Source organism: Sphingobacterium phlebotomi, assembly GCF_008180195.1.
Taxonomy (GTDB): domain Bacteria; phylum Bacteroidota; class Bacteroidia; order Sphingobacteriales; family Sphingobacteriaceae; genus Sphingobacterium; species Sphingobacterium phlebotomi.
Genome location: NZ_VTAV01000017.1, coordinates 78,158 through 103,381, shown reverse-complemented (window position 1 = coordinate 103,381; position 25,224 = coordinate 78,158). Strand labels below are relative to the sequence as shown.

Sequence of the window (25,224 nt, the reverse complement as noted above, 5' to 3'; positions counted from 1 at the left end):
GAGAATTATAAACGATGGATGGAAAAACGAGAGCAAATATAAAACCTGGCATGGTGGTAAATATTGTGTTGAAAAAAGATCAGCGTACAGGAAAATTGACGGAGGGTATTGTTAAAGATTTACTTACTTCAGCACCTTTTCATCATAGAGGTATCAAGGTACGATTGGACGATGGGCAGATTGGACGAGTACAAGAGATTTTGGAGGAGGATTAATTTTGAATATTTACGTTTTAATGTTTACCTTTGTCTCCCGTGAAAAATGAGGTAACATATCTCGTCGTAATATCGCAAGGTTTCAGTGGTAACATTGATCCCTATCATATTTGATTTATTTTAGCCCGTTTGGGCTTTTTTTATATCCATAAGGGAAAGCAAGATTACAGAAATAACTTTAAACAGAGAAAGAAGAGAATGACCAACTACAGTAAACTACCAGCTATTTTGGTGCTTGAAGATGGAACGGTTTATCACGGTAAGGCAGCCGGAAAGATCGGTACAACGACAGGTGAGATCTGTTTTAATACAGGTACGACCGGTTACCAAGAAATCTTTACAGATCCATCTTACTACGGGCAGATTATGGTAACGACCAATGCGCATATTGGTAATTACGGCATCGATGAAGACGATACAGAATCTGAAAAAATTCAGATTGCAGGTTTGGTTTGCAAAAACTATAATATCAATTATAGCCGCCAGATGGCTGACAAATCTATTCAAACCTATTTCGAAGAAGAAAACTTAGTTGGTATCTCTGATATTGATACACGTTCATTGGTGCGTCACATACGGAATAAAGGAGCCATGAATGCCATTATATCATCCGAAACACTTGATGTGGCGGAATTGAAGGCTCAGTTAGCAGAAGTGCCTTCTATGGAAGGATTGGAGTTATCTTCTGTTGTATCAACCAAAGAACCTTATTTTTACGGAGAAGAAGGCGCGCCTACCCGTATAGCCGTTTTGGATCTAGGTATCAAAAAGAACATTTTACGTAACTTCGATGCTCGTCAAGTCTATGCAAAAGTATTCCCGGCCAAGACGACATTTAAAGAAATGGAAGAATGGAACCCAGACGGTTATTTTATATCCAATGGTCCCGGCGATCCGGCAGCAATAGACTACGCGATACAGACGATCAAAGAGATAGTAGAAGCAGACAAACCGATGTTTGGTATATGTCTGGGGCATCAAATGTTAGCACTGGCACATGGAATCCGCACGGAAAAAATGCATAACGGACACCGTGGTATTAACCATCCGGTGAAAAATATAATCGCAAATCGTTGTGAAATTACCTCACAAAATCATGGTTTTAGCGTGGTAGCGGAAGATCTTGAGAAGTCAGATAAAGTGGAAGTAACTCACGTAAACTTAAACGATAATTCGATCGAAGGAATCCGTTTAAAAGGAAAGAAAGCTTTTTCTGTACAATATCACCCTGAATCATCGCCAGGACCGCACGATTCGCGTTATCTGTTTGATGATTTTATTGCCATGGTTAAAGCGTAACATAAACATAAAATGCATACATTTGACTATGCTAATTATAAATGCTATCTTAGTGTTTATTATACACTAAGATTGGGAAAGAAACTAATATAAGATAATAAAAAATGAGTTTAATAATTGATGTTCATGCGCGCCAGATTCTTGATTCGCGCGGAAACCCGACAGTTGAAGTAGATGTAACAACACAAAATGGTTTTGTTGGTCGTGCAGCGGTACCATCCGGTGCTTCTACAGGTGTACACGAAGCAGTTGAATTACGTGATGGCGATAAAACCAGATACCTGGGTAAAGGTGTCTTGAAGGCAGTAGAAAACGTAAATACAAAAATTGCCGAGGCACTGAAGGGTGTTGATGTGTTCGAACAGAATACAATTGACAAAATCATGATTGATTTAGATGGTCTGGACAATAAAGGAAGTTTGGGCGCGAATGCTATACTCGGTGTATCGTTGGCTGTAGCTAAGGCAGCTGCTCAAGAATCTCACCAGCCGTTATACCGTTATATTGGAGGTGTCAATGCGAATACATTGCCTATTCCGATGATGAACATCGTTAATGGTGGCTCACATTCCGATGCGCCTATTGCTTTTCAGGAATTTATGGTTATGCCTGTTGGGGCACCTTCCTTCTCCGAAGCACTACGCTGGGGAACAGAAGTTTTCCATAACTTAAAGAAAATTTTACACGACCGTAATCTATCTACTGCGGTAGGAGACGAAGGAGGTTTCGCTCCAACATTTGATGGTACGGAAGATGCGATTGAAACCATTTTGAAGGCAATTGAAACAGCAGGTTATAAACCAGGTACTGATATTTGTTTAGCATTGGATTGTGCTTCTTCGGAATTTTATGTAGATGGTAAATACGACTATACTAAATTTGAAGGGGCAAATGGCGCAGTTCGTACATCAGAAGAACAAGCGGCTTATTTAGAAGAACTAACACAAAAATACCCGATTATCTCTATCGAAGATGGTATGCAGGAAGACGATTGGGCAGGTTGGAAATTGTTAACGGAAAAAATCGGTAACCGCGTACAATTGGTAGGTGACGATTTGTTTGTAACGAATACCAAACGTTTGCAGCAAGGTATCGATAACCATACCGCAAACTCTATTTTGGTAAAGGTTAATCAGATCGGTTCGTTAACGGAAACTATTAATGCTGTTTCGCTAGCGCAGAACTCTGGTTATACTTCCGTGATGTCTCACCGTTCAGGAGAAACAGAAGATTCAACAATTGCTGATCTGGCTGTCGCATTAAACTGTGGACAGATTAAAACAGGATCGGCGTCACGTTCTGATCGTATGGCGAAATACAATCAGTTATTACGCATCGAGGAAGAATTAGGCGGTAATGCACGTTTTATCGGCAAGAACTTCAAATACGCAATCAAATAATAAAAAGAAAGGGAGGTTAGCCTCCCTTTCTTTTTATTATTAATTTATGTTACTTTTATATCAGGATTTTTAATTTTGCCTCTATGGAACGTTTTCTTGCATTGATTCAGAATAAATACCTTATTGCTGGTGTGGCGTTTTTTATTTGGATGTGCTTTTTCGATAGGTACGATTTCAGCACCCAGTTCTCCTACCAACAAGAAAAAAATAAATTGGAACACGAAAAGAAATTTTACGAATCTGAGATCACGAGGATAGAGAAAGCGATCAAAGATGTCCAATACAATCCTTCTGAAATTCAACGTATAGCAAGAGAACGTTACAAAATGAAAAAGGATAACGAAGATATTTACGTTATCCAGCAAGTCGAGCAGAAATAATATACCTAAATCTTAAAACTTCAGATGTTTAACAGTTAACCCATTATTGATCAGTTGTTTTAAAGCATCAATACCAATTTTCAGATGGGTTTCTACATATTTCTGCGTTACAGTGAGGTCACTTTCCGCCGTTTTTACACCATCTGGTACCATAGGCTGATCCGAGACCAATAGAAGAGCTCCGGTTGGAATTTTATTAGCGAAGCCGACGCTAAATATGGTTGCTGTTTCCATATCGACAGCCATAGCACGGATACTCTTTAGGTATTTCTTAAAAGCTTTATCATGTTCCCACACACGCCTGTTAGTTGTATAGACTGTACCTGTCCAATAATCCAACGAATAATCCCGGATTGTTGTAGAGATTGCTTTTTGTAAAGCGAAGGCAGGGAGCGACGGAACTTCAGGCGGAAAATAATCGTTGGATGTACCCTCCCCCCGCACGGCGGCAATGGGTAATATAAGCTCGCCGACGGGAATTTTCTTTTTTAATCCACCGGTTTTACCTAGAAACAAGACGGCCTTTGGAGCGATGGCAGATAAAAGATCCATCACTGTAGCCGCCATCGGGCTTCCCATGCCGAAATTGATCATGGTTATGCCGCTGGCTGTACAAGCCTGCATAGCTTTATCTTCACCGTAAATAGGCGCGTTATCATGCATCTCGGAAAACATTCTGACATATTTCGAAAAGTTTGTCAGCAAAACATAGGGCTCAAACTCTTCTAGCGGACATCCCGTATAACGGGGCAACCAGTTGGTAACAATATCTTCTTTCGTACTTAATCCCGGTGTGACCGGTGTTTCTACTGTTTTTTTCTTTTTCGTCATAAGCGCTTTTCAATGGGTAAAACAATAGTTTTAAAAAAATCCCTCAACTTGTTGAGGGATTTTTCGATATCAAGCGACGTGTAATTTTTTTATGTCTGATTTTGCAAACTTTTGCTTCGCGTAATCGAGCGTAATGTGCAGAACTTTTGCATCATCGACCTCTTTACTTGTCGGTAGCTCAAACATCGCATCAAGCATGATCGCTTCGCAAATGCTGCGCAATCCTCGTGCGCCTAATTTGAACTCCCACGCTTTATCCACAATGAAATCATAAACATCTTTATCGAAGACTAACTCAATGTCCTCGTACTGGAATAACTTAACGTATTGCTTGATTAAGGAATTTTTAGGCTCTGTTAAGATACTTAACAATGTTTCTTTATCCAATGGATTTAAATACGTCAATACCGGCAAGCGACCAATTAGCTCGGGAATAAGCCCGAAGTTCTTTAGGTCTAATGGCGTGATATATTTATACAAGTTGTTAAGATCGACATCTTGTTCTTCCTCTTTCATTTTATAACCTACTGTCTGCGTACGCAAGCGATTGGCTATTTTCTTTTGAATACCATCAAATGCTCCTCCACAAAGGAAGAGAATGTTACTGGTATTAACGGAAATCATTTTCTGGTCGGGATGTTTACGACCTCCTTGAGGAGGAACGTTGACGTTCGTGCCTTCTAGAATTTTCAGTAACGCTTGCTGAACACCCTCTCCTGATACATCCCGCGTAATAGATGGGTTGTCGCTCTTGCGGGCGATTTTATCAATCTCATCGATATAGATAATACCCCTTTCGGCCGCTGCAACATCATAATCCGCCGCTTGCAACAGACGGGTTAAAATGCTCTCCACATCTTCCCCAACGTAACCCGCCTCTGTCAAAACAGTAGCATCAACGATACAAAAGGGAACATTCAATATCTTTGCGACTGTTTTTGCCAACAGCGTTTTTCCGGTTCCGGTTTCTCCTACGATAATAAGGTTGGATTTTTCGATTTCAATCTCATCTTTATCCACCTTTTGGTTCAATCGTTTGTAATGGTTGTATACAGCAACGGAAATTACTTTTTTTGCATCGTCTTGACCGATCACATATTGGTCAAGGTGTTGCTTTATTTCTGTAGGACGGACCAGTTTTAGGGTTGTTTGCAAAGATTTACTTTTTCGTTGTTTCAGTTCTTCTGCCAGAATTTCACCAGCCTGCGTCACGCAACGATCACAAATGTGAGCTCCATCACCCGCAATAAGCATCTGCGCATCATTTTTACTGATACCGCAAAAGGAGCAACGGATATCTCTGTTATTAATCTTACTCATTGATTAATGGTTATTTAACTTCTTTTTTTGGTAATAATACCTCATCAATCATACCAAACTCTTTGGCTTCCAGTGCTTTCATCCAATAATCACGATCAGATGACTTTTCTACCCATTCGTAGGATTGACCGGAATGTTCTGAAATGATGGTATACAATTCTTCTTTTAACTTCAACATTTCGCGCAAATTGATCTCCATATCGGCAGCAACACCTTGCGCTCCGCCAGACGGTTGGTGAATCATTACACGAGCGTGTCTTAAGGCAGCACGTTTACCTTTCGCTCCTGCGACCAACAACACAGCTCCCATCGAAGCTGCCATTCCGGTACAGATAGTGGCTACGTCCGGTGCAATGTACTGCATGGTATCATAAATGCCTAATCCGGCATATACACTACCACCAGGCGAGTTAATATAAATCTGAATATCGCGTTGGGCATCGGTGGACTGTAAAAACAGCAATTGTGCCTGTACAATATTGGCTACCTGGTCGTTAATGGCGTCCCCTAGAAAAATAATGCGATCCATCATCAAACGTGAAAACACGTCCATCTGCGCCACATTTAACTGACGCTCCTCAATAATGTAAGGCGTGAGGTTTGTCGGTATATTATTTTGTACACGGGAGATAAAACCATCTACGTGCTGACTTCCGATACGATGATGCTTGATGGCATATTTTCTAAATTCGTTTTTATCTATATTCATGTTGTTCTGTTTTTTCTATTTTCTAAAGACTAATATAAAATTATAATTTCAATATGCTCTACAAATTTAGAACCGAATTGTAATTTGGCAGTTCGGCTAAGAACTCGAACCTATTTTCCGCGAAATGTATTCTGCAATAATAGTGCTCTATACCATTGCTGACGACGAGTAAGGGTATTTTATGGATGCTGTTATAGTTGGCAATCTGATGAAATACTTTTTCGGTAATTTTGACAGTAGGCGACTTAAATTCTGCCAAAAGTATTTTCTCTCCATTGTTGTTAAAAACCAATAGGTCACTTCGTTTTTGTAATGTATTCAATTTCAACCCTCCTTCAATGCGCATCAACGATTTGGGATAGCCTTTGTGATTATGGAGATAATGTACCCAATGCTGCCGTACCCATTCCTCCGGTGTGAGTGCCAAATCTTTTTTGCGCAGCTCATCAAAAATAAAGAACTTGTTAAGCTTTTGCGTTATTTTAGAGGAATAAGGGGGTAAATTCAAAGGGATCGGCTCAAACATACACAAAAATAAAAATTAAAAAGGGAAAAGAGAAAAATACGTCGAATACCCTCTAAAGTGCCACGCCAATACCCAGCGAGAAAACCCGGTTTTTGATGTTGTCTGACCATTTGTAATTATTCTCGGTTATATTGGCCATACCCAAGCGATAGTTGGTGTTCAGCGAAAACCGCTTTCCCAATTTAAAGCCAACCAAAAAATTGATTCCATAGTCGAAACTTTTCATGGCATTATCGTCATAAATGATCACTGCCGATGTGGCCCCACTATTAGCATATGTATTTGTTCCGTCTATCGTAAATCCTATGTAGGGTCCTGCACCTGCAAATACATTACCTATACTACCCGCAGGCACTTTAGCCAGAAAATTGAAGGCAAAATCCACCCACATGGTTTTCTGGGTAACTTCCTGCCCCCCTAAAAACTCGGATTCAATCAATTTGGATCCTTTTCCTTGTAAGGAAAGTTGTGGGTGGAAATAAACGCCCGAAGCAATACGTGAATCTAGATATCCGGCCAGGTAAAAACTTGTTAAGGGCTTTGTATCGCCAATATTTTCCGAATTGTTATAGGTATACGTCGGAAAATTAATGCCGGCTTCCAATCCAAACTCTGTTTGCGCTTGGCCGCTAGCCGCGAATAAGATCGCAATACCTAAAGATAGCAATGATTTTTTCATAATATCTGTTTAATTTGCCGGATGTTCATCTTCTTAGCTAAAATCCGTTATTGTTGGTTCCAGAAATAGTTAAATAATGAGATAAAGTGTTTACAATTTAGAGGTTAGTTATCAAACGTATCCAAATATAGGAGTTTTTATGAAACAGAGAAAGCCGTGTGTTCACAAAAAAAACCGTATTTTCGCATAGTATGAATGCAAATACAGTCCTCTCCGATATCAAAAAAAGAAAATTTAGTCCCGTGTACCTTCTTCATGGGGATGAATCCTATTATATCGATGTGGTAAGCGAAGCATTGGAGGGACAGGTGCTGAATGATGCCCAAAAAGGTTTCGATCAGACCATCCTGTACGGAAAGGATACGAGTATAGTGAATGTGGTGAATGCTGCAAAACGCTACCCGATGATGAGTGACTATCAGTTGATTATCATCAAGGAGGCGCAAGACTTAAAGTGGAAAACGGAAGAAGACCTATTGTTTAAATATCTAGAAAATCTAACACCTACTACGATATTGGTATTTGCGTACAAGCATAGTAAATTCGATAAGCGCAAGAAAATTTACAAGGCCTTTGAAAAAGCCGGAGTTGTCGTCGAGTCCGCTAAGCTTTATGAGAACAAGGTAGGTGAATGGGTCGTGGAGCAGTTTGGAGTTGCTCAGCGACAAATTCATCCACAAGCAGCCGCGATGATGGCGGAATATTTGGGAACAGATCTCTCTAAGATAGCAAATGAAATTAATAAGTTAATTTTAAATGTTCCCAAAGAGCAAGAGATTCAACCACTACATATCGAGCAGAATATTGGCATCAGTAAAGATTTTAATGTTTTCGAGCTGCAATCAGCCTTAGCTAAAAGAAATACGGTGAAAGTGATGCAAATCGTCGACTATTTCGCTGCAAACCCTAAATCGAATCCTTTGCCTGTCGTTATCGGAAACTTGGGTAATTATTTTACAAAAATCTTAAAGTATCATTATCTACCCGACAAATCGCCGCAAGTCGCCTCGAAGCAACTCGGTGTGCATACCTTTTTTCTAAAGGAATATGAAATGGCTGCACGAAATTTCAATCGCAAAAAGACATTTGAAGTCATCCACCATTTGAGTACTTATGATTTAAAAACCAAAGGGTTGGATGTAGGGCCATTTACCGAAAGTGGTGAAATTATCCGGGAGCTCGTGTTTAAGATTTTGAATTAGCATCAACGTCACTATCTTCTTTCGGTAACTCTTCCGATTCATGAATTTCCTTATATTTCATCGTGACAGTTTCCGGGACGGCCTCCGTGTCGACTTCCATCTCGACCTCCACCTTTTTCGAACTTTTAGGTTTTCTGACAACACCCCATTTCATGAGTAAAACCTGCGTCGAGTTTCTTTTTAGATGTTCCTTTTCTGGTTCGCCGATTAAGAAGCCAAAAGCCTCCATCGTGGGAATAGCGTCAAAGAGAACTTTAATGGTTGCCGTTAATGGCAAGGCGAGAATCAAACCAGAAAGTCCGAATAACATACCACCCAATAGTATGGCTATAATGGCCATCAGCGGATTGATACTGACTTTACTGCCTACAATATTTGGTGTTATAATATTCCCTTCCAAAAATTGGACGACTTGAAACCAGGCAACAACCCCGATAGCATACCAAGCGCTGTCTTTTACAGCCAATGCAAATAGGGCTGGTAAAATAGAACCGATGGCGATCCCGATATAGGGGAGTAGCATCAACAACGAAGCTAGTGTACCAAAAAACCAGGCATACTCAATACCCATAGCCATCAGGCCGACGGTATTTAGCACAGCAACAATACCCATTACCGTTATCAAACCCAATAGATAACTTTGTACCACATCATATATCTTGTTCAACGTCGTGTCAACCTTCGTGTGAGGAACGCTTTTAAACGCTCTAAAAAAGAATTCCCGAAAGAAATCCCGATAATACAACAAGAAAAAACTAAACAGCGGTACCAAAACAACACCAGCAACCATATTACCGATAGAACCGAACGTAGCCGTAACAACACTGCCTGCATTGGAAGCCATTTTATTCCCCTGGTCTCGAAGTTGATTCATAATCTCGCTGCGCTCAATCCCGAAGCTCTGTTCCACCCACGCCTGTGCACGTTCCAATACCGACATTACCTTGGCTGTTATAGCGGAGGCATCTTTACCGATAATGATACTCTGATGGACGATAAACCATCCGATCGCCCAGATGATCGAGATGGCGATAAGCACGGAAAGTATAGCGGCAAAGGCTTTACCCAAACGAAGACGCTCCAGGAAACGAGCGAGGGGAAACAACGAGATCGATATGAGGATGGAAAACAGTAGCGGAACGAGAACGCTCTGCGTTACGTACATGAAAGCCAGCAAAAGTGCCATAGCGATGAAGCTCGAGGCTAAATCAAGCGAATAGGGGTATTTTTTAGATTTGTTGTCCATGTTAAGATTTCTTAATTGTAAGTAAAAACGATTAATGGTCTCTTTTGTTTTTTATATCCCAACGCAATACATAAAAAAAGGCTAAAAATATGATGATGCTATTGAGTATAAATATAGTAGGAATTTTGCTAATCTCATCACGATAAATATATCCAGCTAAGAGTGCACCTCCACCGATACCTATTTCTAAAGCAATATACATCGTTGCCATCGCTTTCCCCCGATGCTGTGGCGAACTAAGATCTATCGTCCACGCATTGACGGCCGGGGAGAGGATACCGCCTCCTATGCCATACACGACGGCACCCAAAATTAGCCCCTCTACAGAGTTGCCTAATCCTAACAGCAACAACGAAATGGAGATAATGACAATCCCGACATACATAACGCGTATCCGACCATAACGGTCTGATACTTTCCCTGAGATAAAACGGATGCTGATCGAAGCCAACGTATAAGCTGTAAAGAATAAGCCTTTATTGCTAATGCCTAAATAGTCGCTCCAATCCGGTATCAACGTGAGGATAACGCCGTATCCTGAATAGGAAAGTAGTGTTACGATGCCAGCAGGAATGGCACGCCATTCAATGATCTCTCCTCTATTGATTCGAAGCATGCTTAAAGAGAATCTTTGCTTGTCAATCAATGTTTCTCCCATGCGTATCACAATGAGAATGGAAAGCAATGCAAAGGCGGATGAACAGTAAAACATAAAGTCGATACCGTAATCTTTAGCGATGTAGCTACCGATAGCAGGACCAATAGCACTACCCACTGCAAATGCTAGTCCGTGCATACCCAAGGCTTCGCCCCAGCGGCTTTGTGGTATAATGTCAGCGATGTAGGCGGCAGTTGCGGTGGGTTTGAAGCCTGTTGAAAAGCCGTGGACAAGCCGAAGAAAGAAAAAGCCGGCTACAGAGCTGAGAAGGGGATAGAGAAAGCCACAGACAAAACACACGGTAGAACCAATGGCCATCACGGGAACTCGACCCCAACGATCGGTAAGCTTACCGCTGAAAGGACGGGATATACCAGCTGTTAACGTAAAAAGTGCAATAATCAATCCCTTATGTTCGGCCCCACCCATCTGGCTGAGGTGGTTCGGCAACTCGGGAATAATCATATTGAAGCTCGCACAAAACAGAAGCGAGCTCAGACATAATAAAATAAAAGGTAAAGTGTATATCGACTTGGTGTCGTCCACATGATTATCCATTTTTCATCCGAATAAATTTTTTCTTCAATGGCGATGAAGCTATCAAGTTTATTCATCCCCTTGTGTGGTTTGAATAAACTATGATGGTTTCAATTTTTGTCTTGCAATTTCAGCGCAGAAAACCGTTGTAGCGACAGCTACATTGAGCGATTCCGCATTTCCGATACGGGGAATGGTAACCGCATAGTCCACTTTTTTTACGATGTCGTCGCCGATACCATTTCCCTCATTACCCATGATAATAAGTCCAGCATTCCCGAAGTCCGTTTTATAAATAGATTTGCCTTCGAGAAGCGCGCCAAAAGTAGACATTTCGGATTGATTTATAAAGTCCCCCAAAGAGGTGTAATATATTTTAACACGGGCCAACGAACCCATCGTTGCTTGTACAACTTTAGGATTGAAAGCATCAACGGTGCCCACGGAGCAAATAATATGGTTTATGCCGAACCATTCAGCCGTTCGGATGATAGTTCCCAAATTTCCGGGATCCTGTATATCATCCAGAAGTAAGTTATGCTGTTGTCTTAAAAGACTCCAATCAAAGCTTTCAAGCGTTGGTAAATGAACGAGTGCCAGTACCCCCTGTGGATTGGTTAAGCTGGAAATTTTTTGAAATTCGGCCGGGGTAATCTCTATATATTTTAATTTTTGCGGTAAATTACCCATTTTTGTTCGAGCTTCCGCCGTGGTGTATAAGCTGTGAATTTGGTAATCGGAAGATAGAAATTCGAGCACTGACTTCACACCTTCGACGATAAAAAGTCCATGTTGTTTGCGAAACTTTTTATGTTGCAATGACGTAATTAAACTAATTTGCGCTTTTGATAACATTGCTTAATGATTAAGAAGTACAGTTTTTTTGTTTGTGCAAGTATAATGCTTTTGTTGCTATTTTTTGCATCCTGTCGTTCGGCAAGATACTTAGAAGAAGGACAAGCGTTGGTGACGGATGTGGATATCACGGGCGTTCCCCCAAATATAAAGGAAAATGCAACAGCGTATATATCGAATGAAATTAAACCGAATTCGAGACTAAATCTCACCATATACAATTTGTTCAACACCCGGCGAGGACGATATAAATTGGAAAATAGACGGAATGTGGGCGAACCGCCTCATGTGCTTGATTCATCCTTGGTGGAGCTATCTGCACAACAAATTAATCGATATCTCCAGACGAAAGGATATTTTAATGCATTTGTGATGCCTCAAGTCAAGGTGAAAAAAAAGAAAGCCCACATTGATTTTGATGTTACTTTAGGACAGCCGTTTCTGTTTGGCGATATTCACTATCGAGCGGACGACCCCGCCATTGAAGAGATATATGCAAAAGAGATAAGACCGAAATCGTCTGCTAAAACAGGAAAGCAGTTCGACAGTGCGGATTTGTTGGATGAGCGGGAGAAACTTTATGAAAAACTGAAAGAACGTGGATACTACGATTATCTTCGACAATATATGCGGGTGGGAATTGATACAAATGCGGTCTTGAAACAAGCTGACCTCCACGTGGCGATAGAAGATCCAACAGATAGCACCCGACACCCTGTTTATCATATTGACAGTGTCTTTGTAAAGGTCATATTACCTTACGGACAGACCAGTACAAGGGACCCTCATTCGAGTGTAGATACCAACTTGCGTATTACGTATATCGACGAAACTGGACACTTTCGGCTAAAGCCTTTATCCAGATATATGTATTTGCGACCAGGCATGCGCTTTGATCTAAAAAAAGAAAATCAATCGTATGACCGCCTTTATGAAATGAATGGTTTCAGGAACGTGAAAATTAACCATCAAAAAACGGGGAATGGTCGTTTGCATACATTTTACGAACTAACGCCCCGTCCGGTTATGGCAAACCAAGTGGAAGGAGAGTTTACGTTTAGTTCGGGTATGAGTGGTTTCAATGTCGGGAATACCTTTTCACATCGCAACGTATTTGGTGGTGCAGAGCAACTGGAAGTAAAGATGCGGTATGGGGTATTGTTTGATCCTCGTTTGGAAGGGAATCTATCCAATAAGATTTTTAATAATGATTTTCAAGTAGGCGTTAATCTTATTATTCCACGTTTGATGACACCGTTTGAAAATTCCAGTACCGGAACCTATGGTCTGCCACGAACCACCTTTTCCAGTACACTGCAATTTTTTCAACAAGACCAAACCTATTCCAATAGGTATTTTACCAACTCGCTAAATTATATATGGTATACTAGCCCGCGCTCACAGCACAGTTTAACACCGATTTCTGTTGAATACCGCGTGGGAAGATTGGACGAGGCATTTCAACGGCAATTGGAGGATGAAGGTTACTTGCTATACGTTAGGAGTAACAATCGAGAGTATTTTGGACTAAGTGCCCAATATAACTATACCTATAATGCCGCGAAACTTTTGACCAGAGAAAATTTCAATTATTTCCGTGTCGGATTGGAGAGTAGTGGAAATGTATTAGGGTTGTTAAGTGACGTATTGAAGTTGGAAACATCAACCGAAGACGAGCGCCTGTTGTTTGGTGTACCTTATTTACAGTTTGCCAAAACGGAAATTGATTACCGCTGGTATCGCCATTTGGGTGGCAACAAACAGTTTGTGTTGCGATTCAACGGTGGGGTTGCCGTTCCCTATGGCAATAATTCCCGGTTGCTGATATTTGAGAAAAGCTTTTTTGGGGGCGGGATGAACGGCATCCGGGCTTGGCAGGCACGTACTTTGGGGCCTGGTAACTATAACCGTGCAGATTTACCGGAACGTTTACGGCTAAATTTACGGAACCTGGACCAGCTGGGTGAGATCAAGTTGGAAGCAAATGCGGAATACCGCTTTCGGATGTTGAATAATTTTTTGGGTGCAAAGTTGAATGGTGCGACATTTATCGATGCCGGAAATATCTGGTTGTTAAGAGATAACGAGATTACGACCAACGGTACGTTTAAAGCCAACGAATTTCTTTCGCAGATAGCCCTCGGGACGGGCTTTGGCGTGCGGCTGGATATGGACTATTTTATTATCCGTTTGGATGCAGGATTAAAATTGAAAGACCCGCAATTTGCCAAAGGCGACCAATGGGTAATCAAAGACTTCTTTAATAGCCGGGAATTCAAACAGAATTTTTATGAGACCCATCGCCCAGACCGTTATAATTTTATCCAATATAATTTTAGTGTGGGATTGCCGTTTTAGATCAAACTCTTCAACGCATCTAATATACTTTCCATGATATTGGAAAAATCTAATCCTTTGGAAAAGTGAAAATAGGCATATACCACCGCCAGAACAACGAAGGTCACAAGGAACCGCCTAAATAGATAGGCTATCAATAAGATAGCTAACGGAATGAATAAGAGCAGCAACCCGTTAATTTTAAATGGCTTCAGCTCGCTGTTTTTTTTATGGATATAGTATAGCTTGCTAACGGTTTTTTCCTGGTTTTTATGTTTGAAGAAAACAAATGTAGAGGATTCTACCGGCTGTTGTACTACAGCAACCCCATCGTGAAATCGGAGGTCCTGCTGAAAGCCATTGAGGTTGAAAACAAATGTGCCATCGATTCTTTCTAAAGGCTGTTCGGCACTATCTAGAGCGATAATGGCAAGCTTGCTATTTTGGGTTAGGTTTTCCTTTACGATAAAATTATCGATACGTTGTGGCTGCGCCTGTGCTGATGCGACGGACAAAAAAACGAAAACCAGTATGCGAATGATGTGCTTCACGTTAGATTAAAATCTCCTCTGCAATAATAAGAAAAAAGTGATATATTTGTAGTCAATAAAAAAAGATATAGACTGATATGGAAAATACTGTGTCTCAAAGACCCGCAAAAAAGACAGACAATAACGCTAATCGCACGGAATATTATGTACAATTAACGGTTGCGATTGTCATTGGTTTGGTAGGTGTATTCATCCGGTTTGTTCCTGATGTTTTACCTTCGTTGGATCAGATGACCTTTATGTTTTCTTTGATAGCAAATATATTGATGGTAGTGGCGTCGATCATTGCATTCAAAGTAGTATTCGAGATTTTGGGATTTGGCAAAAACAAAAACTAGGTTTCCTTTTTCAATAATGAATAAAACAAAAGCCCGGACATTTTCGTCCGGGCTTTTGTTTTATTATGCTAAAAGCGACCAGGTACTCCAGGGAATACGGGATAAAAATACAATTAAGCCAATAGTGTACATAATGAACACCGTCCTATTGGCGGCATAACCCTCGGTTGCTCTTTTCGCTTTTGAATAACCGATGGTAACCAGTATAATCCCAATAAGCATCATCAGCGGATGCTCTAAAAAATATAACCTGGATAAGCTGTTGCTCATGTTTGCTCCAGAGAAACTCTGTATCCCGAGAGGGGAAACGAAATAGATAACTAACCCGACAATAAGCTGAAGGTGTGCACTGATTAGCCCAATCAACGCTATTTTGCGGTTGTACGGGTTTGCCTTGAAATAATTGACTGCTGTAATTACAATTGAAATAACTAAAGCCAATAATAAGATAACGGCTAAAGTTGAATGTAGATGTTTCATTCCTGTTAACATGTTTGTTTGTATTTAATTGTTCTCTCTCTAATAAATTTATAATCCCAAACGTTTATCTCCCAGTTCCTTAAATTCGGACTTCGCCTTAAAGTTGGGGAATGTACTTTCCATACTCATGGTATAGCCGATGTCGAAAAATAAGCGTATATCTTCCAAAATACCACCGAAATCCCAGTTTTCGTCTACTTCATCCATTACGGTATGGTACCGGCCCGCAAGGGCTTCTCTTCGGCGTTCAATATCAGCCGTATCGCTCGATAGAAGTTCGCTCCCAGCCCCCATAAATAGCCCCGGAACACCTACTTTTACGAAGTTGAAGTGGTCGGAACGGTAGAACCCCCCAGAAGTCGGATCACTTTCTCCTTTCATCACGCGCCCGAATTTCGCTGCTGATTTCTCTACGTAATCTTCAATCTCTGTTTGTCCGATGCCTACCACCGAAACATCTTTAGTTGCTCCTAATGCACTGAAAGCATCCATATTAAGGTTAGCGATGGTTTTATTCAATGGATAAATAGGGTGCTGTGAATAATAGGCTGATCCAAGTAGACCCTCTTCTTCTGCTGTTACGGCAAGGAAAACAATCGAACGCTCTGGTTTTACCTGTGCTGCTTGAAAAGCTTTTGCTATTTCGAACAATGCCGATACACCCGCCGCATTGTCAATGGCACCATTATAAATAGCATCACCATCAACAGACTCTCCTACGCCCAGATGATCCCAATGTGCCGTATAAATAATGACCTCTTCCGGTCTCTTGGAACCTTCTATTTTTGCAATGACATTATTGGAAGTCGATTTTCGAAATGTATTATGGATGCCTACAGAGGTGGTTACATCTAGAGGCACAGCTTTAAACCCAGGTTTCTTAGCTTCTTCCATAATATCCGGCGATACCCCTGCTAACTGGAAGAGTTTCTTGGACGTTTCATTGGAAATCCATCCTTCAAACTCGGCGAATGAAGCTCCATCGTCTTCTGATACCAATTCAAGTTGAGGTCCGGACCAACCTGATCGGACCACGTTCCAACCGTAACTTGCTGCCTCCGTTTCGTGAATCAACAGAATACCGGCCGCACCCTGACGGGCAGCTTCTTCATATTTATATTTCCAACGGCCATAGTAGGTCATCGTATCCGCCTTAAATAAGCTTTTATCATATCTACCTGGATCGCTCACCATCGCTACCACCGTTTTACCTTTGACATCCAAACCCTCGTAATCGTTCCAATCAAACTCCGGAGCAACAATGCCGAACCCGACGAAAACCAATGCTGATTCGGGTATGTCGATATCATCTTGTAGACGCCGACTTCCGATAACATAATCATCGAGATGGTTTGCCGAAACAGTGCCTGATTTGCCTTTAAATGTTAGGGTTTTATGCTTAGGCTCCGAGGCTATCTCCACCAAAGGTACTTCTTGAAAATACGATTCGCCGTTGCCGGGTTGCAATCCTAAATCTTTAAACTGTTGCTCAATATATTGTACAGTCAGCGTATCTCCTTTGGTAAAAGGTTTCCGACCAAGAAACTCATCCGAAGAAAGTTTGATCACATGTGCTCTATAGGTGTCTTCTGTAATAGCAGACAAAGCCGTGGAATCTAGCCCATCTGTATTATGCCTGTCTTGTTTGCCCTCTTGACAGGAGAACAATACACCCGCCAGAGCGGGAATCAATAGTAAGTTTTTTTTCATCATCGTTATATATTTTTAATACCCCCTGCATCCTCTATTAAAATAACCTCGGCAATAGGGTGGATGAGATAGGCGCGATCTGTACTAAGCTCGATACATTTATATCGCTTTCTAAGTTTTTCTCTCTTTTGGAAAATACGTCCATTCTCCAATGCAAATATACTATTTGTCGGAATAGATTCTATGGTAAGTTGTTCGGTCGCATTTTCGTCGTACTTTCTCAACGTGCGGTATAAGTGTACGTCTGTACAACTGGAGGCCGCCGGATTTTCCATGTATTGTACGATGGCTTGGCGAATATCTGCCGGGAAAATACCTAATTGGAGAAAAGGAGCCATCAACAGTTTGTAATGGTTCTTCCATTCGGTGCCATGTGGCTTCACCCGGTGTTTGTGCTGTTGCCAAGTTTGTAGATGGGCAAATTCGTGTATAGTTGTAACAAGAAAAGCATAGGGGTTGAGGTCGTAATTGACCGATATTTTATGGGGTGCTCCGCGAAATGGTGCGGTATAGTCGCCTAGTTTTGTTCTGCGACGTCTCGAAATTCTGAATTGACATCCGGTGTCGTTAATCCATGCGGAAATAATCGGAGCAGCAGCCTCCGGCATATATTGACTAAGTTGTTTAGAGAAATCGGGCATGTTTTACAAACATATTGATTTTTTTCTATACCCACCGAAATCATTATCTTTATGTACGTCTAGTCCTGCTGTTTTCATATAACTTTTTTAAATCAACATAAAGATAAGCAATGGGGCGACTTGGGGGCGGTAAAGCTGCTTAATTTTTATCCGTTTGTGTGTAATTGAGCGATTTAATGTACATTTGTTTCACACAGATCAATTGTGACTTATGATAAGGTAGATTTATGGCAACCAAAAATAAAAATACGCATCATATCCGGATTTTAGGTACAGAAGAGGAATCATCTTTTTCTGCTATTTACGATGCGTATTGGGAACGCCTATTTCGGTATGTTATCCGTATTTTGCCGGATGAAAATGACGTCGCCGATATCGTCCAAGAAACGTTTATAGCTTTTTGGGAGATGCGCGGTAAATTGGGAAATATCAAATCCATAAAATCGTACTTGTTTGTTATTGCGAGAAATTTGGCTTTTAAGCGCTTTCGCGAGCAAGTGAAACATGGTGATATTGAACGTCGACTCGTTGATCATTATGGGGAAGCCGATGAAAGTATGTTGGCGAAAATAGATACTCGAGAGTTATCGGACATCATTGATGCCGAGGTTGATAAACTTCCGGAGCGGATGCGTGAGGTATTTGTGCTAAGCCGTAAAGAGCATCTGTCTTATAAGGAGATCGCCGAACGATTGAAGATTTCGGATCAGACAGTAAAAAAACAAATCAATAAATCGTTGAAACACTTACGCCTTAGACTCGATGAGGATTACATTTCATATCTCATCTTGACACTAACCATTAACTATTTTAATTAATTTTCTTTCTGATTATCAGTTGTTTGCTGAATAATTTATTCGAGACGTACCCCTTTGGCCACGGTGTTATACTCTTTCAATAAAGGGACCATTATAAACTGGGACTATTATAAACTGACATGCAGCGAGAAGAATTTCGAAAATTATTGCATCGGTATGCCGATGGTACCTGTTCCAAGGCGGAAAAGCGCTTTCTGGAAGAAATGGTTCTTCGTGACCCCGTTATCGACAATTGGTCGTGGGAAAGCGAGGAGGAGAGAGTGTTAATGGGGATTCGGATTAGGCAAGGGATTGATAAGCGACGTCATGTAGGCAAACCTTCCCGGTCTAAAAGATTATGGTATGGAGGTGTTGCGGCTTCTCTACTGGCAGTTTTTGGAGTGATGTGGTCTCTCGGAGAGAAGAAAGACGCTCAGGAAAAATTGTTCGTAATTTCAGAAACAGCTTCCTATCCATCCGATGGTATCCGGTTAACATTGGCCGACGGTTCGGTAGTTGGGGTAGATAGCTTAGAACGCGGACTGGTGCGTCATACTGGCCGTGTCGATATCCAGAAACTGGACGGCGGTGAACTGGTTTACAAGAAGTCGTCGAATGCTGAGTCAGGAAGTACGTCCGAGACCCCAGCGCAAAACACGCTCCATGTGCCCAATGGAAAACAATTCAAGGTGGTCTTACCCGATGGAACAAAAGTATGGATGAATACAGCAACAACGCTCACTTATCCTATCGCATTTACGGGGCGTGAACGTAAGGTCGTATTAAACGGGGAGGCTTATTTTGAAGTAATGACCGACCGGTCGAGACCGTTTAAGGTGCTGACGCAAGGACGGGAAATCACGGTGACGGGTACACATTTCACGGTTTCTGCATATGCTTCAGATAATGAGGTACGCACCGCACTATTGGAAGGTGGTGTAGATGTGTACCATTTGGGTAAGACGCTTTCCTTGACTCCGGGTTTTGAGGCTATTTCCTCGACAGATGGAAAGTTAGTGAAGAAACAGAGTAACTTGGAGCAGGCGATGGCTTGGAAAAACGGTTACTTTCTGTTTGACGACATGGATGTAATTTCGGTCATGCGTAGCGTGGCGAGGTGGTATGATGTACGGATCGTTATCGACGCGAATCTCCCCAAGAAGCGCTTCGGAGGAAGTTTCCCAATCACAGCAGGAATCGATGAACTGTTGGCCGACTTGGAATTAGTCGGCAAGGTTAAATTTGAACGTAACGGAAAGGAGGTTAGGATGATCTGGTAATCTGAATCTTTACTCAGATTAGCAAAAAAAAAAAATCGAAAGTGCGGCTAACGCTTTCGGTCGGAGTGGTAAGGATGCCACAAAAAGCTAATCCAATGGTTCGTTGGTATGTGCCAACGCACAATGATAAAATTTAACAGAATAATCATTTTATAAGAACTGTAATATATTATTGCTATGAAAAGAAGTAGACGTAATATCGGATTGGTCATCACAGCGTTGGTGATCAGCTCAATCGTAAGTTGTAGCGAGTATATTGTAAATCCAGATTCGGAGATTCCGTTGGAGGATATACCTGCAATAGCAGATCGACGCTTGTCAATCAATGGTATTGATCTTGATCCAATGACCACGTTGGAAGAACCAATTGGTATCCCTCCTGGTGCGACCAAAGCTCACGTCCGGCTGACGCTAGCCGGTGCGATTATGAGCACTGCTTATGTACAGGTTAATACGAGTACCGGTGGGGCAAAGGGCTTCAACGTCAATCGAGACATATCTACTCCTTTCAAATATCAATATTGGCGTCCCGGTGACGATGCTGATCTTTGGATTACGGTTGACATTATAAATCCGAGGCATACCCCTGGCGATCAATTTAAGATAACTTTTCCTGGTGAAGGAACTGCCGGTCCTGTTGCTTGTTTTTTCCAGATTCAGGAAGGGGCAGTCAACGAACTTCCGGCTGAAATGCCCTTCCACCGTGATCCTCTTGTGTTGCACGCCGACGGGGTGACTCCATCTATGGATTTGGATATGGCCGCTATTGAATGGTCGGATAGCGGATTTGATGCCGACGGCAACCCCGTATGGCGCTCTAGGCTATCTCATGGCTATTCGCAGGCTGGTAACGGTGAGACTGGCCTGTACACAAACGTAGAGGCATTTCCGGACGATGCGGTGAATCCTCACACACGAGAGTTGGATAGCGAAGGAAGACCATTTGTACGGCTGCATACGGTAAAGTTTGATGAGCCTGTTGTCTTTAGTGAAAGGGTATTTCCATTTCAGGCATCTGTATTACAGGGAAATAACCTTACGGATTGGAAGCATCGACGGGGTGTTTATCGCGCTCAAATACAAACGCCTAGTCGTAAAGGAGCTTGGTCTGCTTTCTGGGCTGTAGGGAGCACGCTTAGTACGGGCGCTAGCCAGTGGCCGCCAGAGATCGATTTCTTTGAGAGCTTCAATGGAGCTTACGGCGCAGCTTACACACCGCGTTCGACAAGTTCTGCACAACATATCGGTGTGCATGGCTCTAATGTACGGGATATGGTAAATGGTCTGAAAAGTGAATTGGACCGTGTCCCCGGTTTCGAACTGGACATCGATCTGAATGCTGAGCCCCACGATTACGCCTGCATTATTGAGGATGACTGGATTACGCATTTCGTTGATGGTAAAGAAACCCTGCAGCATAGAAATATGCTCGATAGGGTCGATGGCGGCACCGATTGGGCTTTCTACCCCATCATCAACGTGGCTGTGAAAATAGATGCTGCAAATCCTTATAACGAAGGAACTCCGGATCTACTATGGTATGGACTACAGTATTATGCTCCCGGTTCCGGATGGTACGTAGAGTAATAGGAGGTCTAATTTAATGCGATCCGACGGAAGTCGGAATAATGAAAACGGAATACAAATGAGGTATAGAAATATGGAGACTTGAATAGACCCCAATCCTGGATTCCCTGTGAGGGCCTAAAGCCCAAAAAAAGCCGGAAGTGCGGCTAACACTTCCGGCCGGTGCGGTCACTGATGCCGCAGACAGGCTAATCCAATGATCAATTGTCAATTATATATTGTCAATTGATAGTGAAATTTAACAGAATAATCATTTAACCTGTATGACAAATGTATGCAATTTGTATTGCAATAACATGTGGAGTTTGCAAAATTTGCAAAACGCATAGAACTTATAAACCCGCGACATATTATCGCGACATTGTTAAGCTTTTGATTATGACCAAAATCATACTCGCTATCGTATTGATTACCGCTGTCCGCGCCGGAGCTGAGGTGTACGCCCAGAAAGCCAGTATTACGGCTAAGCAAATTCCATTGAAAACGGTTTTTGCTGAATTGCGCAAGCAGACAGGCTATCATTTTCTTTACCTGACAGATGATTTGAAGGGCACCCGTCCGGTGAACCTGAGTTTTAATCAAGCTCCGTTAGTTGAGGTCTTGGAGTACTGTTTTACCGACCAGCCACTTACCTACCAAATCCGCGGGAAACGGGTACTGGTATCGAGGAAGGAAGCTAGCTTGTTGTCGGTTTCCGACGAAACCCAGTCGCAGGAAATGATATCGGGTAAGGTCTTGGATGATCAAGGTAGACCCTTGATAGGTGTATCGGTCACCGTGAAGGGTACGTCTATCGCTGTTACCACAGACGAACGAGGAGAGTACGCTATTGCTGTTCCAATCCAAGGGACTTTAGTGTTCAGTATGCTGGGGTATAAACCCCAGGAGCATCACAGTTTTAATGAAATAAGCCGTCGTCTCGACGTGACGATGCAAGTGACCGTGAGCAATTTGGACGAAGTGGTTGTCGTGGGATATGGTACCATTCGCAAGTCCGACCTCACGGGATCGGTAGCGCAAATCAAATCAGAAGACTTGCAGGCCGTACCGGTTTATAACATGGAGCAAGCATTAAAAGGACGTGCCGCAGGTGTGCAGGTAACACAGAACTCGGGACAACCGGGCGGACGGATAGAAGTTCGTGTCAGGGGAGGAAATTCGATGATTGGCGACAATCAACCCTTGTACGTTGTGGATGGATTCCCACTGACCGGCGACTTGAATTTCCTCAATCCGGCGGATATCGAATCCATCGATATTTTGAAAGATGCTTCCGCCACGGCGATCTATGGGGCTCGCGGGGCCAATGGTGTAGTGATCATCACTTCAAAAAAAGGAAAAAAAGGAACGCCTAGCCGTGTCGAGCTGAACAGTTTCTACGGTTTACAGGAGGCCACCAAAAAATATGACCTGTTGAACGCCCGCGACTATGCCATCATCGCCAACGAGTGGTTGAGAAATGGGGGACAGGAACCTTATTTCGATCTGAATGAAGTGCAGGATCCGGGAACCGATTGGCAGGATGCCGTGTTGCGCACGGCGCAAATCCAAGACCATACCCTCACGTTTTCAGGCGCATCGGAAAAGACGCAATACTCCTTATCCGGAAACTATTACGATCAAGAAGGTATTTTGATCAATACCGGGGTGAAACGAGGTTCGGTGCGGTTAAACCTTGGGCACGATGTGAAAGACTGGTTGCGGTTGAATGTGAATCTAAACCTTTCCAGAAGGCAACAGTTGGCTGTGCCGGTAAACAATGGCTTTCGGGGCGGTGGGTCGATATTATCTGCGGCTGCATCAGCACCGCCGACATTGTCTATATATGACGAGGGCGGGCTTCCTACCCAGATCGAACGGGTTTATAGCTTTGGCTCTTCGGATATGCAAAACCCCATGATTTTTGCACAGGACCAGACAACGTCACTCGGAAATACCGGTCTCGGTAACGCAAGTCTGGATGTAAAACTTAGCGAAAATCTAACATTCAGAACGCTTGTTGGTTTGGAATACGCCTACACGTTAGAGGATCAGTTCCGCCCCATTATTTTCGAGGTAGACCGGGGCTATGCTCGCCAGCAAACCTATTACCGGAATTCGTTTCTGAATGAAAATACACTGACGTATTCCAAAGCCTTTAATGATATACATCAACTAACGTTATTGGGCGGATTTACCTATCAAACAGACTACAACCGGAATTTTATGGTCTCTGGAACAGGGCTGCCGGGCAATACCACCCGAAACTTTGACCTTTCGGCCATGGAGACGGTTAATCCGCCAACTTCGGGCGTCGCAGAGTGGGCCTTGGCTTCCTATTTGGGTAGAGTCAACTATACATTGGCAGATAAGTACCTGTTTACGGCAAGTATTCGAGCCGATGGTTCCTCCCGCTTCGGAGCGAACAATAGGTGGGCGATGTTTCCCTCTGGTGCGTTTGCCTGGCGACTATCCGAAGAGCCTTTTATGCGGGATATTAGTTTCATCAATGATTTGAAAGTCCGCGCAAGCTATGGTGTAACGGGCAACACCGCTTTGGATCCATACCAGTCGCTCGACCGGATGGGGATAATGCGTACCGTCTATGGGAATAATGAAGTAGTGATCGGGTACAGCCCTTCTGGGATTTCAAATCAGGATTTGAAATGGGAAACCACCAAGCAGACCGATGTCGGATTCGACCTTACGATTTGGGATAATAGGTTGAATGTAACCGCGGATTATTATTGGAAGAACACGACCGATCTGCTCGCATCCGTACCCTTGCCGCCTTCTGTAGGTTTTGGTTCCATATTCCAGAATATTGGAGAAATTAGCAACCAAGGGGTAGAAGTTGGTGTCAACGCTGATCTGTTGACCGGCGAGTGGAAATGGAATCTCGGGGCGATGTTGTCGTCTAATCGGAATGAAGTGGTTACCTTGGCTGGGGGCAGCGACATTTACAGTGCTGGTTTAGCTGCTGTGTGGTCCAGTACGAACATCGCACGTGAAGGTGAACCGCTAGGAAGCCTTTTTGGTTACTTAGAGGACGGATTGAACGAGAACGGATATATCAAGTATAAGGATGTCAACGGGGATGGTGTAGTGAATGCGCAGGATCGTGTGATCCTTGGTAACCCCACGCCGGATCTGATCTATAGTTTGAACTCTACCGTGTCCTACAAAGGGGTGAACCTTACTGTTTTTCTCGAAGGGGTACAGGGTAATCAGATATTCAACGCGACAAACGGGACGCATTTGAATTCCTTTCAACGCGGAAGTAATCAATTTCAGGATCTGATGGGCAACTATTGGACGGTGGAGAATCCGGATCCGAATGCCAAGTATCCAAGAATCAGTTCGGCGTCTAATTTTGATATTTCGGATCGGTTTATAGAAAACGGTAGTTACCTCCGGTTGAAGTCCGTTAATTTAGGGTATGATTTACCCGTATCGAACTGGGGCATGGCGTGGTGCAATGCATTGCGGATCTACGTGTCGGGGACAAACCTGCTTACTTTTACAAAGTATACAGGCTTGGATCCGGAGGTCAATACCCGCGGCGAGGACTCGCAGAATATTGAAAATCGGTTGCGGATGGGGCATGATCAAAGCAGCTATCCAAACGCGAAAAACTATGTATTGGGATTTAGGTTAACGTTCTAAT

The 25,224-nt window shown here is 42.6% G+C and carries 23 protein-coding genes; 11 read left to right on the top strand and 12 right to left on the bottom strand.

Features of this window, described 5'->3' with window-relative positions:
• Positions 1–14 precede the first annotated feature (14 nt).
• The 4 genes from FXV77_RS18555 to FXV77_RS18540 all read left to right on the top strand — a co-directional run bounded on the left by FXV77_RS18555 (position 15) and on the right by FXV77_RS18540 (position 3,294).
• The gene (locus FXV77_RS18555; protein WP_148920737.1) at positions 15–215 is read left to right on the top strand and encodes a YwbE family protein; all 201 of its coding nucleotides are present in this window, start codon (positions 15–17) and stop codon (positions 213–215) included.
• Positions 216–413: 198 nt separating this feature from the next.
• A complete protein-coding gene (gene carA, locus FXV77_RS18550; RefSeq protein WP_148920736.1) occupies positions 414–1,514 on the top strand; it encodes a glutamine-hydrolyzing carbamoyl-phosphate synthase small subunit in 1,101 nt (366 codons plus the stop codon).
• A 104-nt stretch (positions 1,515–1,618) separates the two neighbouring features.
• The gene (gene eno, locus FXV77_RS18545; RefSeq protein WP_148920735.1) at positions 1,619–2,914 is read left to right on the top strand and encodes a phosphopyruvate hydratase; all 1,296 of its coding nucleotides are present in this window, start codon (positions 1,619–1,621) and stop codon (positions 2,912–2,914) included.
• A gap of 83 nt (positions 2,915–2,997) precedes the next feature.
• On the top strand, positions 2,998–3,294 hold the full coding sequence (locus FXV77_RS18540; RefSeq protein WP_148920734.1) for an FtsB family cell division protein: 297 nt from the start codon (positions 2,998–3,000) through the stop codon (positions 3,292–3,294).
• Between the two features lie 12 nt (positions 3,295–3,306).
• Here FXV77_RS18540 and FXV77_RS18535 read toward each other — a convergent pair whose 3' ends face one another.
• The 5 genes from FXV77_RS18535 to FXV77_RS18515 all read right to left on the bottom strand — a co-directional run bounded on the left by FXV77_RS18535 (position 3,307) and on the right by FXV77_RS18515 (position 7,359).
• A complete protein-coding gene (locus tag FXV77_RS18535) occupies positions 3,307–4,125 on the bottom strand; it encodes an AMP nucleosidase (protein ID WP_148920733.1) in 819 nt (272 codons plus the stop codon).
• 69 nt (positions 4,126–4,194) lie between these two features.
• On the bottom strand, positions 4,195–5,445 hold the full coding sequence (gene clpX / locus FXV77_RS18530; RefSeq protein WP_148920732.1) for an ATP-dependent Clp protease ATP-binding subunit ClpX: 1,251 nt from the start codon (positions 5,443–5,445) through the stop codon (positions 4,195–4,197).
• Positions 5,446–5,455: 10 nt separating this feature from the next.
• On the bottom strand, positions 5,456–6,154 hold the full coding sequence (gene clpP / locus FXV77_RS18525) for an ATP-dependent Clp endopeptidase proteolytic subunit ClpP (RefSeq protein WP_148920731.1): 699 nt from the start codon (positions 6,152–6,154) through the stop codon (positions 5,456–5,458).
• Positions 6,155–6,212: 58 nt separating this feature from the next.
• Positions 6,213–6,680, bottom strand: a complete 468-nt coding sequence (locus FXV77_RS18520; RefSeq protein WP_148920730.1) for a type I restriction enzyme HsdR N-terminal domain-containing protein — start codon at positions 6,678–6,680, stop codon at positions 6,213–6,215.
• A 52-nt stretch (positions 6,681–6,732) separates the two neighbouring features.
• On the bottom strand, positions 6,733–7,359 hold the full coding sequence (locus FXV77_RS18515; protein ID WP_148920729.1) for an outer membrane beta-barrel protein: 627 nt from the start codon (positions 7,357–7,359) through the stop codon (positions 6,733–6,735).
• A gap of 191 nt (positions 7,360–7,550) precedes the next feature.
• Here FXV77_RS18515 and holA point away from each other — a divergent pair, with 191 nt between their 5' ends.
• A complete protein-coding gene (gene holA, locus FXV77_RS18510; RefSeq protein ID WP_148920728.1) occupies positions 7,551–8,561 on the top strand; it encodes a DNA polymerase III subunit delta in 1,011 nt (336 codons plus the stop codon).
• Here the strand turns inward: holA and FXV77_RS18505 are convergent.
• The 3 genes from FXV77_RS18505 to FXV77_RS18495 form a co-directional block, all read right to left on the bottom strand.
• On the bottom strand, positions 8,545–9,807 hold the full coding sequence (locus FXV77_RS18505; protein ID WP_148920727.1) for an AI-2E family transporter: 1,263 nt from the start codon (positions 9,805–9,807) through the stop codon (positions 8,545–8,547). The genes holA and FXV77_RS18505 overlap by 17 nt on opposite strands.
• Positions 9,808–9,838: 31 nt before the next feature.
• Complete coding sequence (locus tag FXV77_RS18500) at positions 9,839–11,023, bottom strand: MFS transporter (RefSeq protein ID WP_148920726.1); 1,185 nt, start codon at positions 11,021–11,023, stop codon at positions 9,839–9,841.
• Between the two features lie 78 nt (positions 11,024–11,101).
• Positions 11,102–11,857, bottom strand: coding sequence for a TrmH family RNA methyltransferase (locus tag FXV77_RS18495; RefSeq protein ID WP_148920725.1), 756 nt, complete (start codon positions 11,855–11,857; stop codon positions 11,102–11,104).
• A 6-nt stretch (positions 11,858–11,863) separates the two neighbouring features.
• Here FXV77_RS18495 and tamL point away from each other — a divergent pair, with 6 nt between their 5' ends.
• Complete coding sequence (gene tamL, locus FXV77_RS18490; protein WP_148920724.1) at positions 11,864–14,215, top strand: translocation and assembly module lipoprotein TamL; 2,352 nt, start codon at positions 11,864–11,866, stop codon at positions 14,213–14,215.
• Here the strand turns inward: tamL and FXV77_RS18485 are convergent.
• Positions 14,212–14,745, bottom strand: a complete 534-nt coding sequence (locus FXV77_RS18485) for a hypothetical protein (protein ID WP_148920723.1) — start codon at positions 14,743–14,745, stop codon at positions 14,212–14,214. The two genes, tamL and FXV77_RS18485, sit on opposite strands and share 4 nt — an antisense overlap.
• Before the next feature lie 77 nt (positions 14,746–14,822).
• Between FXV77_RS18485 and FXV77_RS18480 the strand changes: the two genes are divergently transcribed.
• Entirely contained in the window at positions 14,823–15,083 is a 261-nt protein-coding gene (locus FXV77_RS18480; protein ID WP_148920722.1) for a hypothetical protein, read from the top strand.
• Between the two features lie 63 nt (positions 15,084–15,146).
• Here FXV77_RS18480 and FXV77_RS18475 read toward each other — a convergent pair whose 3' ends face one another.
• The 3 genes from FXV77_RS18475 to FXV77_RS18465 are packed head-to-tail and all read right to left on the bottom strand — an operon-like array spanning position 15,147 to position 17,914.
• Entirely contained in the window at positions 15,147–15,563 is a 417-nt protein-coding gene (locus FXV77_RS18475) for a hypothetical protein (RefSeq protein WP_148920721.1), read from the bottom strand.
• A gap of 48 nt (positions 15,564–15,611) precedes the next feature.
• On the bottom strand, positions 15,612–17,276 hold the full coding sequence (locus FXV77_RS18470) for a M28 family metallopeptidase (RefSeq protein ID WP_246162520.1): 1,665 nt from the start codon (positions 17,274–17,276) through the stop codon (positions 15,612–15,614).
• Positions 17,277–17,278: 2 nt separating this feature from the next.
• A complete protein-coding gene (locus tag FXV77_RS18465; protein WP_148920720.1) occupies positions 17,279–17,914 on the bottom strand; it encodes a SprT-like domain-containing protein in 636 nt (211 codons plus the stop codon).
• A gap of 227 nt (positions 17,915–18,141) precedes the next feature.
• Between FXV77_RS18465 and FXV77_RS18460 the strand changes: the two genes are divergently transcribed.
• The 4 genes from FXV77_RS18460 to FXV77_RS18445 all read left to right on the top strand — a co-directional run bounded on the left by FXV77_RS18460 (position 18,142) and on the right by FXV77_RS18445 (position 25,223).
• On the top strand, positions 18,142–18,732 hold the full coding sequence (locus FXV77_RS18460; RefSeq protein ID WP_148920719.1) for an RNA polymerase sigma factor: 591 nt from the start codon (positions 18,142–18,144) through the stop codon (positions 18,730–18,732).
• A gap of 119 nt (positions 18,733–18,851) precedes the next feature.
• On the top strand, positions 18,852–19,991 hold the full coding sequence (locus FXV77_RS18455) for a FecR domain-containing protein (protein WP_148920718.1): 1,140 nt from the start codon (positions 18,852–18,854) through the stop codon (positions 19,989–19,991).
• A gap of 177 nt (positions 19,992–20,168) precedes the next feature.
• Entirely contained in the window at positions 20,169–21,578 is a 1,410-nt protein-coding gene (locus tag FXV77_RS18450) for a glycoside hydrolase family 16 protein (RefSeq protein ID WP_148920717.1), read from the top strand.
• A 378-nt stretch (positions 21,579–21,956) separates the two neighbouring features.
• The gene (locus tag FXV77_RS18445) at positions 21,957–25,223 is read left to right on the top strand and encodes a TonB-dependent receptor (protein ID WP_187444181.1); all 3,267 of its coding nucleotides are present in this window, start codon (positions 21,957–21,959) and stop codon (positions 25,221–25,223) included.
• Position 25,224: the final 1 nt, after the last annotated feature.

What these genes read in the sequence shown, in the direction of transcription:
- FXV77_RS18475 (WP_148920721.1), bottom strand. Translation starts at nt 15,563, where the DNA reads ATGAAACATCTACATTCAACTTTAGCCGTTATCTTATTATTGGCTTTA.
- FXV77_RS18450 (WP_148920717.1), top strand. Translation starts at nt 20,169, where the DNA reads ATGAAAAGAAGTAGACGTAATATCGGATTGGTCATCACAGCGTTGGTG.
- FXV77_RS18505 (WP_148920727.1), bottom strand. Translation starts at nt 9,807, where the DNA reads ATGGACAACAAATCTAAAAAATACCCCTATTCGCTTGATTTAGCCTCG.
- holA (WP_148920728.1), top strand. Translation starts at nt 7,551, where the DNA reads ATGAATGCAAATACAGTCCTCTCCGATATCAAAAAAAGAAAATTTAGT.
- FXV77_RS18540 (WP_148920734.1), top strand. Translation starts at nt 2,998, where the DNA reads ATGGAACGTTTTCTTGCATTGATTCAGAATAAATACCTTATTGCTGGT.
- FXV77_RS18455 (WP_148920718.1), top strand. Translation starts at nt 18,852, where the DNA reads ATGCAGCGAGAAGAATTTCGAAAATTATTGCATCGGTATGCCGATGGT.
- FXV77_RS18465 (WP_148920720.1), bottom strand. Translation starts at nt 17,914, where the DNA reads ATGCCCGATTTCTCTAAACAACTTAGTCAATATATGCCGGAGGCTGCT.
- FXV77_RS18535 (WP_148920733.1), bottom strand. Translation starts at nt 4,125, where the DNA reads ATGACGAAAAAGAAAAAAACAGTAGAAACACCGGTCACACCGGGATTA.
- FXV77_RS18480 (WP_148920722.1), top strand. Translation starts at nt 14,823, where the DNA reads ATGGAAAATACTGTGTCTCAAAGACCCGCAAAAAAGACAGACAATAAC.
- clpP (WP_148920731.1), bottom strand. Translation starts at nt 6,154, where the DNA reads ATGAATATAGATAAAAACGAATTTAGAAAATATGCCATCAAGCATCAT.
- FXV77_RS18460 (WP_148920719.1), top strand. Translation starts at nt 18,142, where the DNA reads ATGGCAACCAAAAATAAAAATACGCATCATATCCGGATTTTAGGTACA.
- FXV77_RS18495 (WP_148920725.1), bottom strand. Translation starts at nt 11,857, where the DNA reads ATGTTATCAAAAGCGCAAATTAGTTTAATTACGTCATTGCAACATAAA.
- FXV77_RS18470 (WP_246162520.1), bottom strand. Translation starts at nt 17,276, where the DNA reads ATGATGAAAAAAAACTTACTATTGATTCCCGCTCTGGCGGGTGTATTG.
- carA (WP_148920736.1), top strand. Translation starts at nt 414, where the DNA reads ATGACCAACTACAGTAAACTACCAGCTATTTTGGTGCTTGAAGATGGA.
- tamL (WP_148920724.1), top strand. Translation starts at nt 11,864, where the DNA reads ATGATTAAGAAGTACAGTTTTTTTGTTTGTGCAAGTATAATGCTTTTG.
- FXV77_RS18445 (WP_187444181.1), top strand. Translation starts at nt 21,957, where the DNA reads ATGACCAAAATCATACTCGCTATCGTATTGATTACCGCTGTCCGCGCC.
- clpX (WP_148920732.1), bottom strand. Translation starts at nt 5,445, where the DNA reads ATGAGTAAGATTAATAACAGAGATATCCGTTGCTCCTTTTGCGGTATC.
- FXV77_RS18515 (WP_148920729.1), bottom strand. Translation starts at nt 7,359, where the DNA reads ATGAAAAAATCATTGCTATCTTTAGGTATTGCGATCTTATTCGCGGCT.
- FXV77_RS18520 (WP_148920730.1), bottom strand. Translation starts at nt 6,680, where the DNA reads ATGTTTGAGCCGATCCCTTTGAATTTACCCCCTTATTCCTCTAAAATA.
- FXV77_RS18555 (WP_148920737.1), top strand. Translation starts at nt 15, where the DNA reads ATGGATGGAAAAACGAGAGCAAATATAAAACCTGGCATGGTGGTAAAT.
- eno (WP_148920735.1), top strand. Translation starts at nt 1,619, where the DNA reads ATGAGTTTAATAATTGATGTTCATGCGCGCCAGATTCTTGATTCGCGC.
- FXV77_RS18500 (WP_148920726.1), bottom strand. Translation starts at nt 11,023, where the DNA reads ATGGATAATCATGTGGACGACACCAAGTCGATATACACTTTACCTTTT.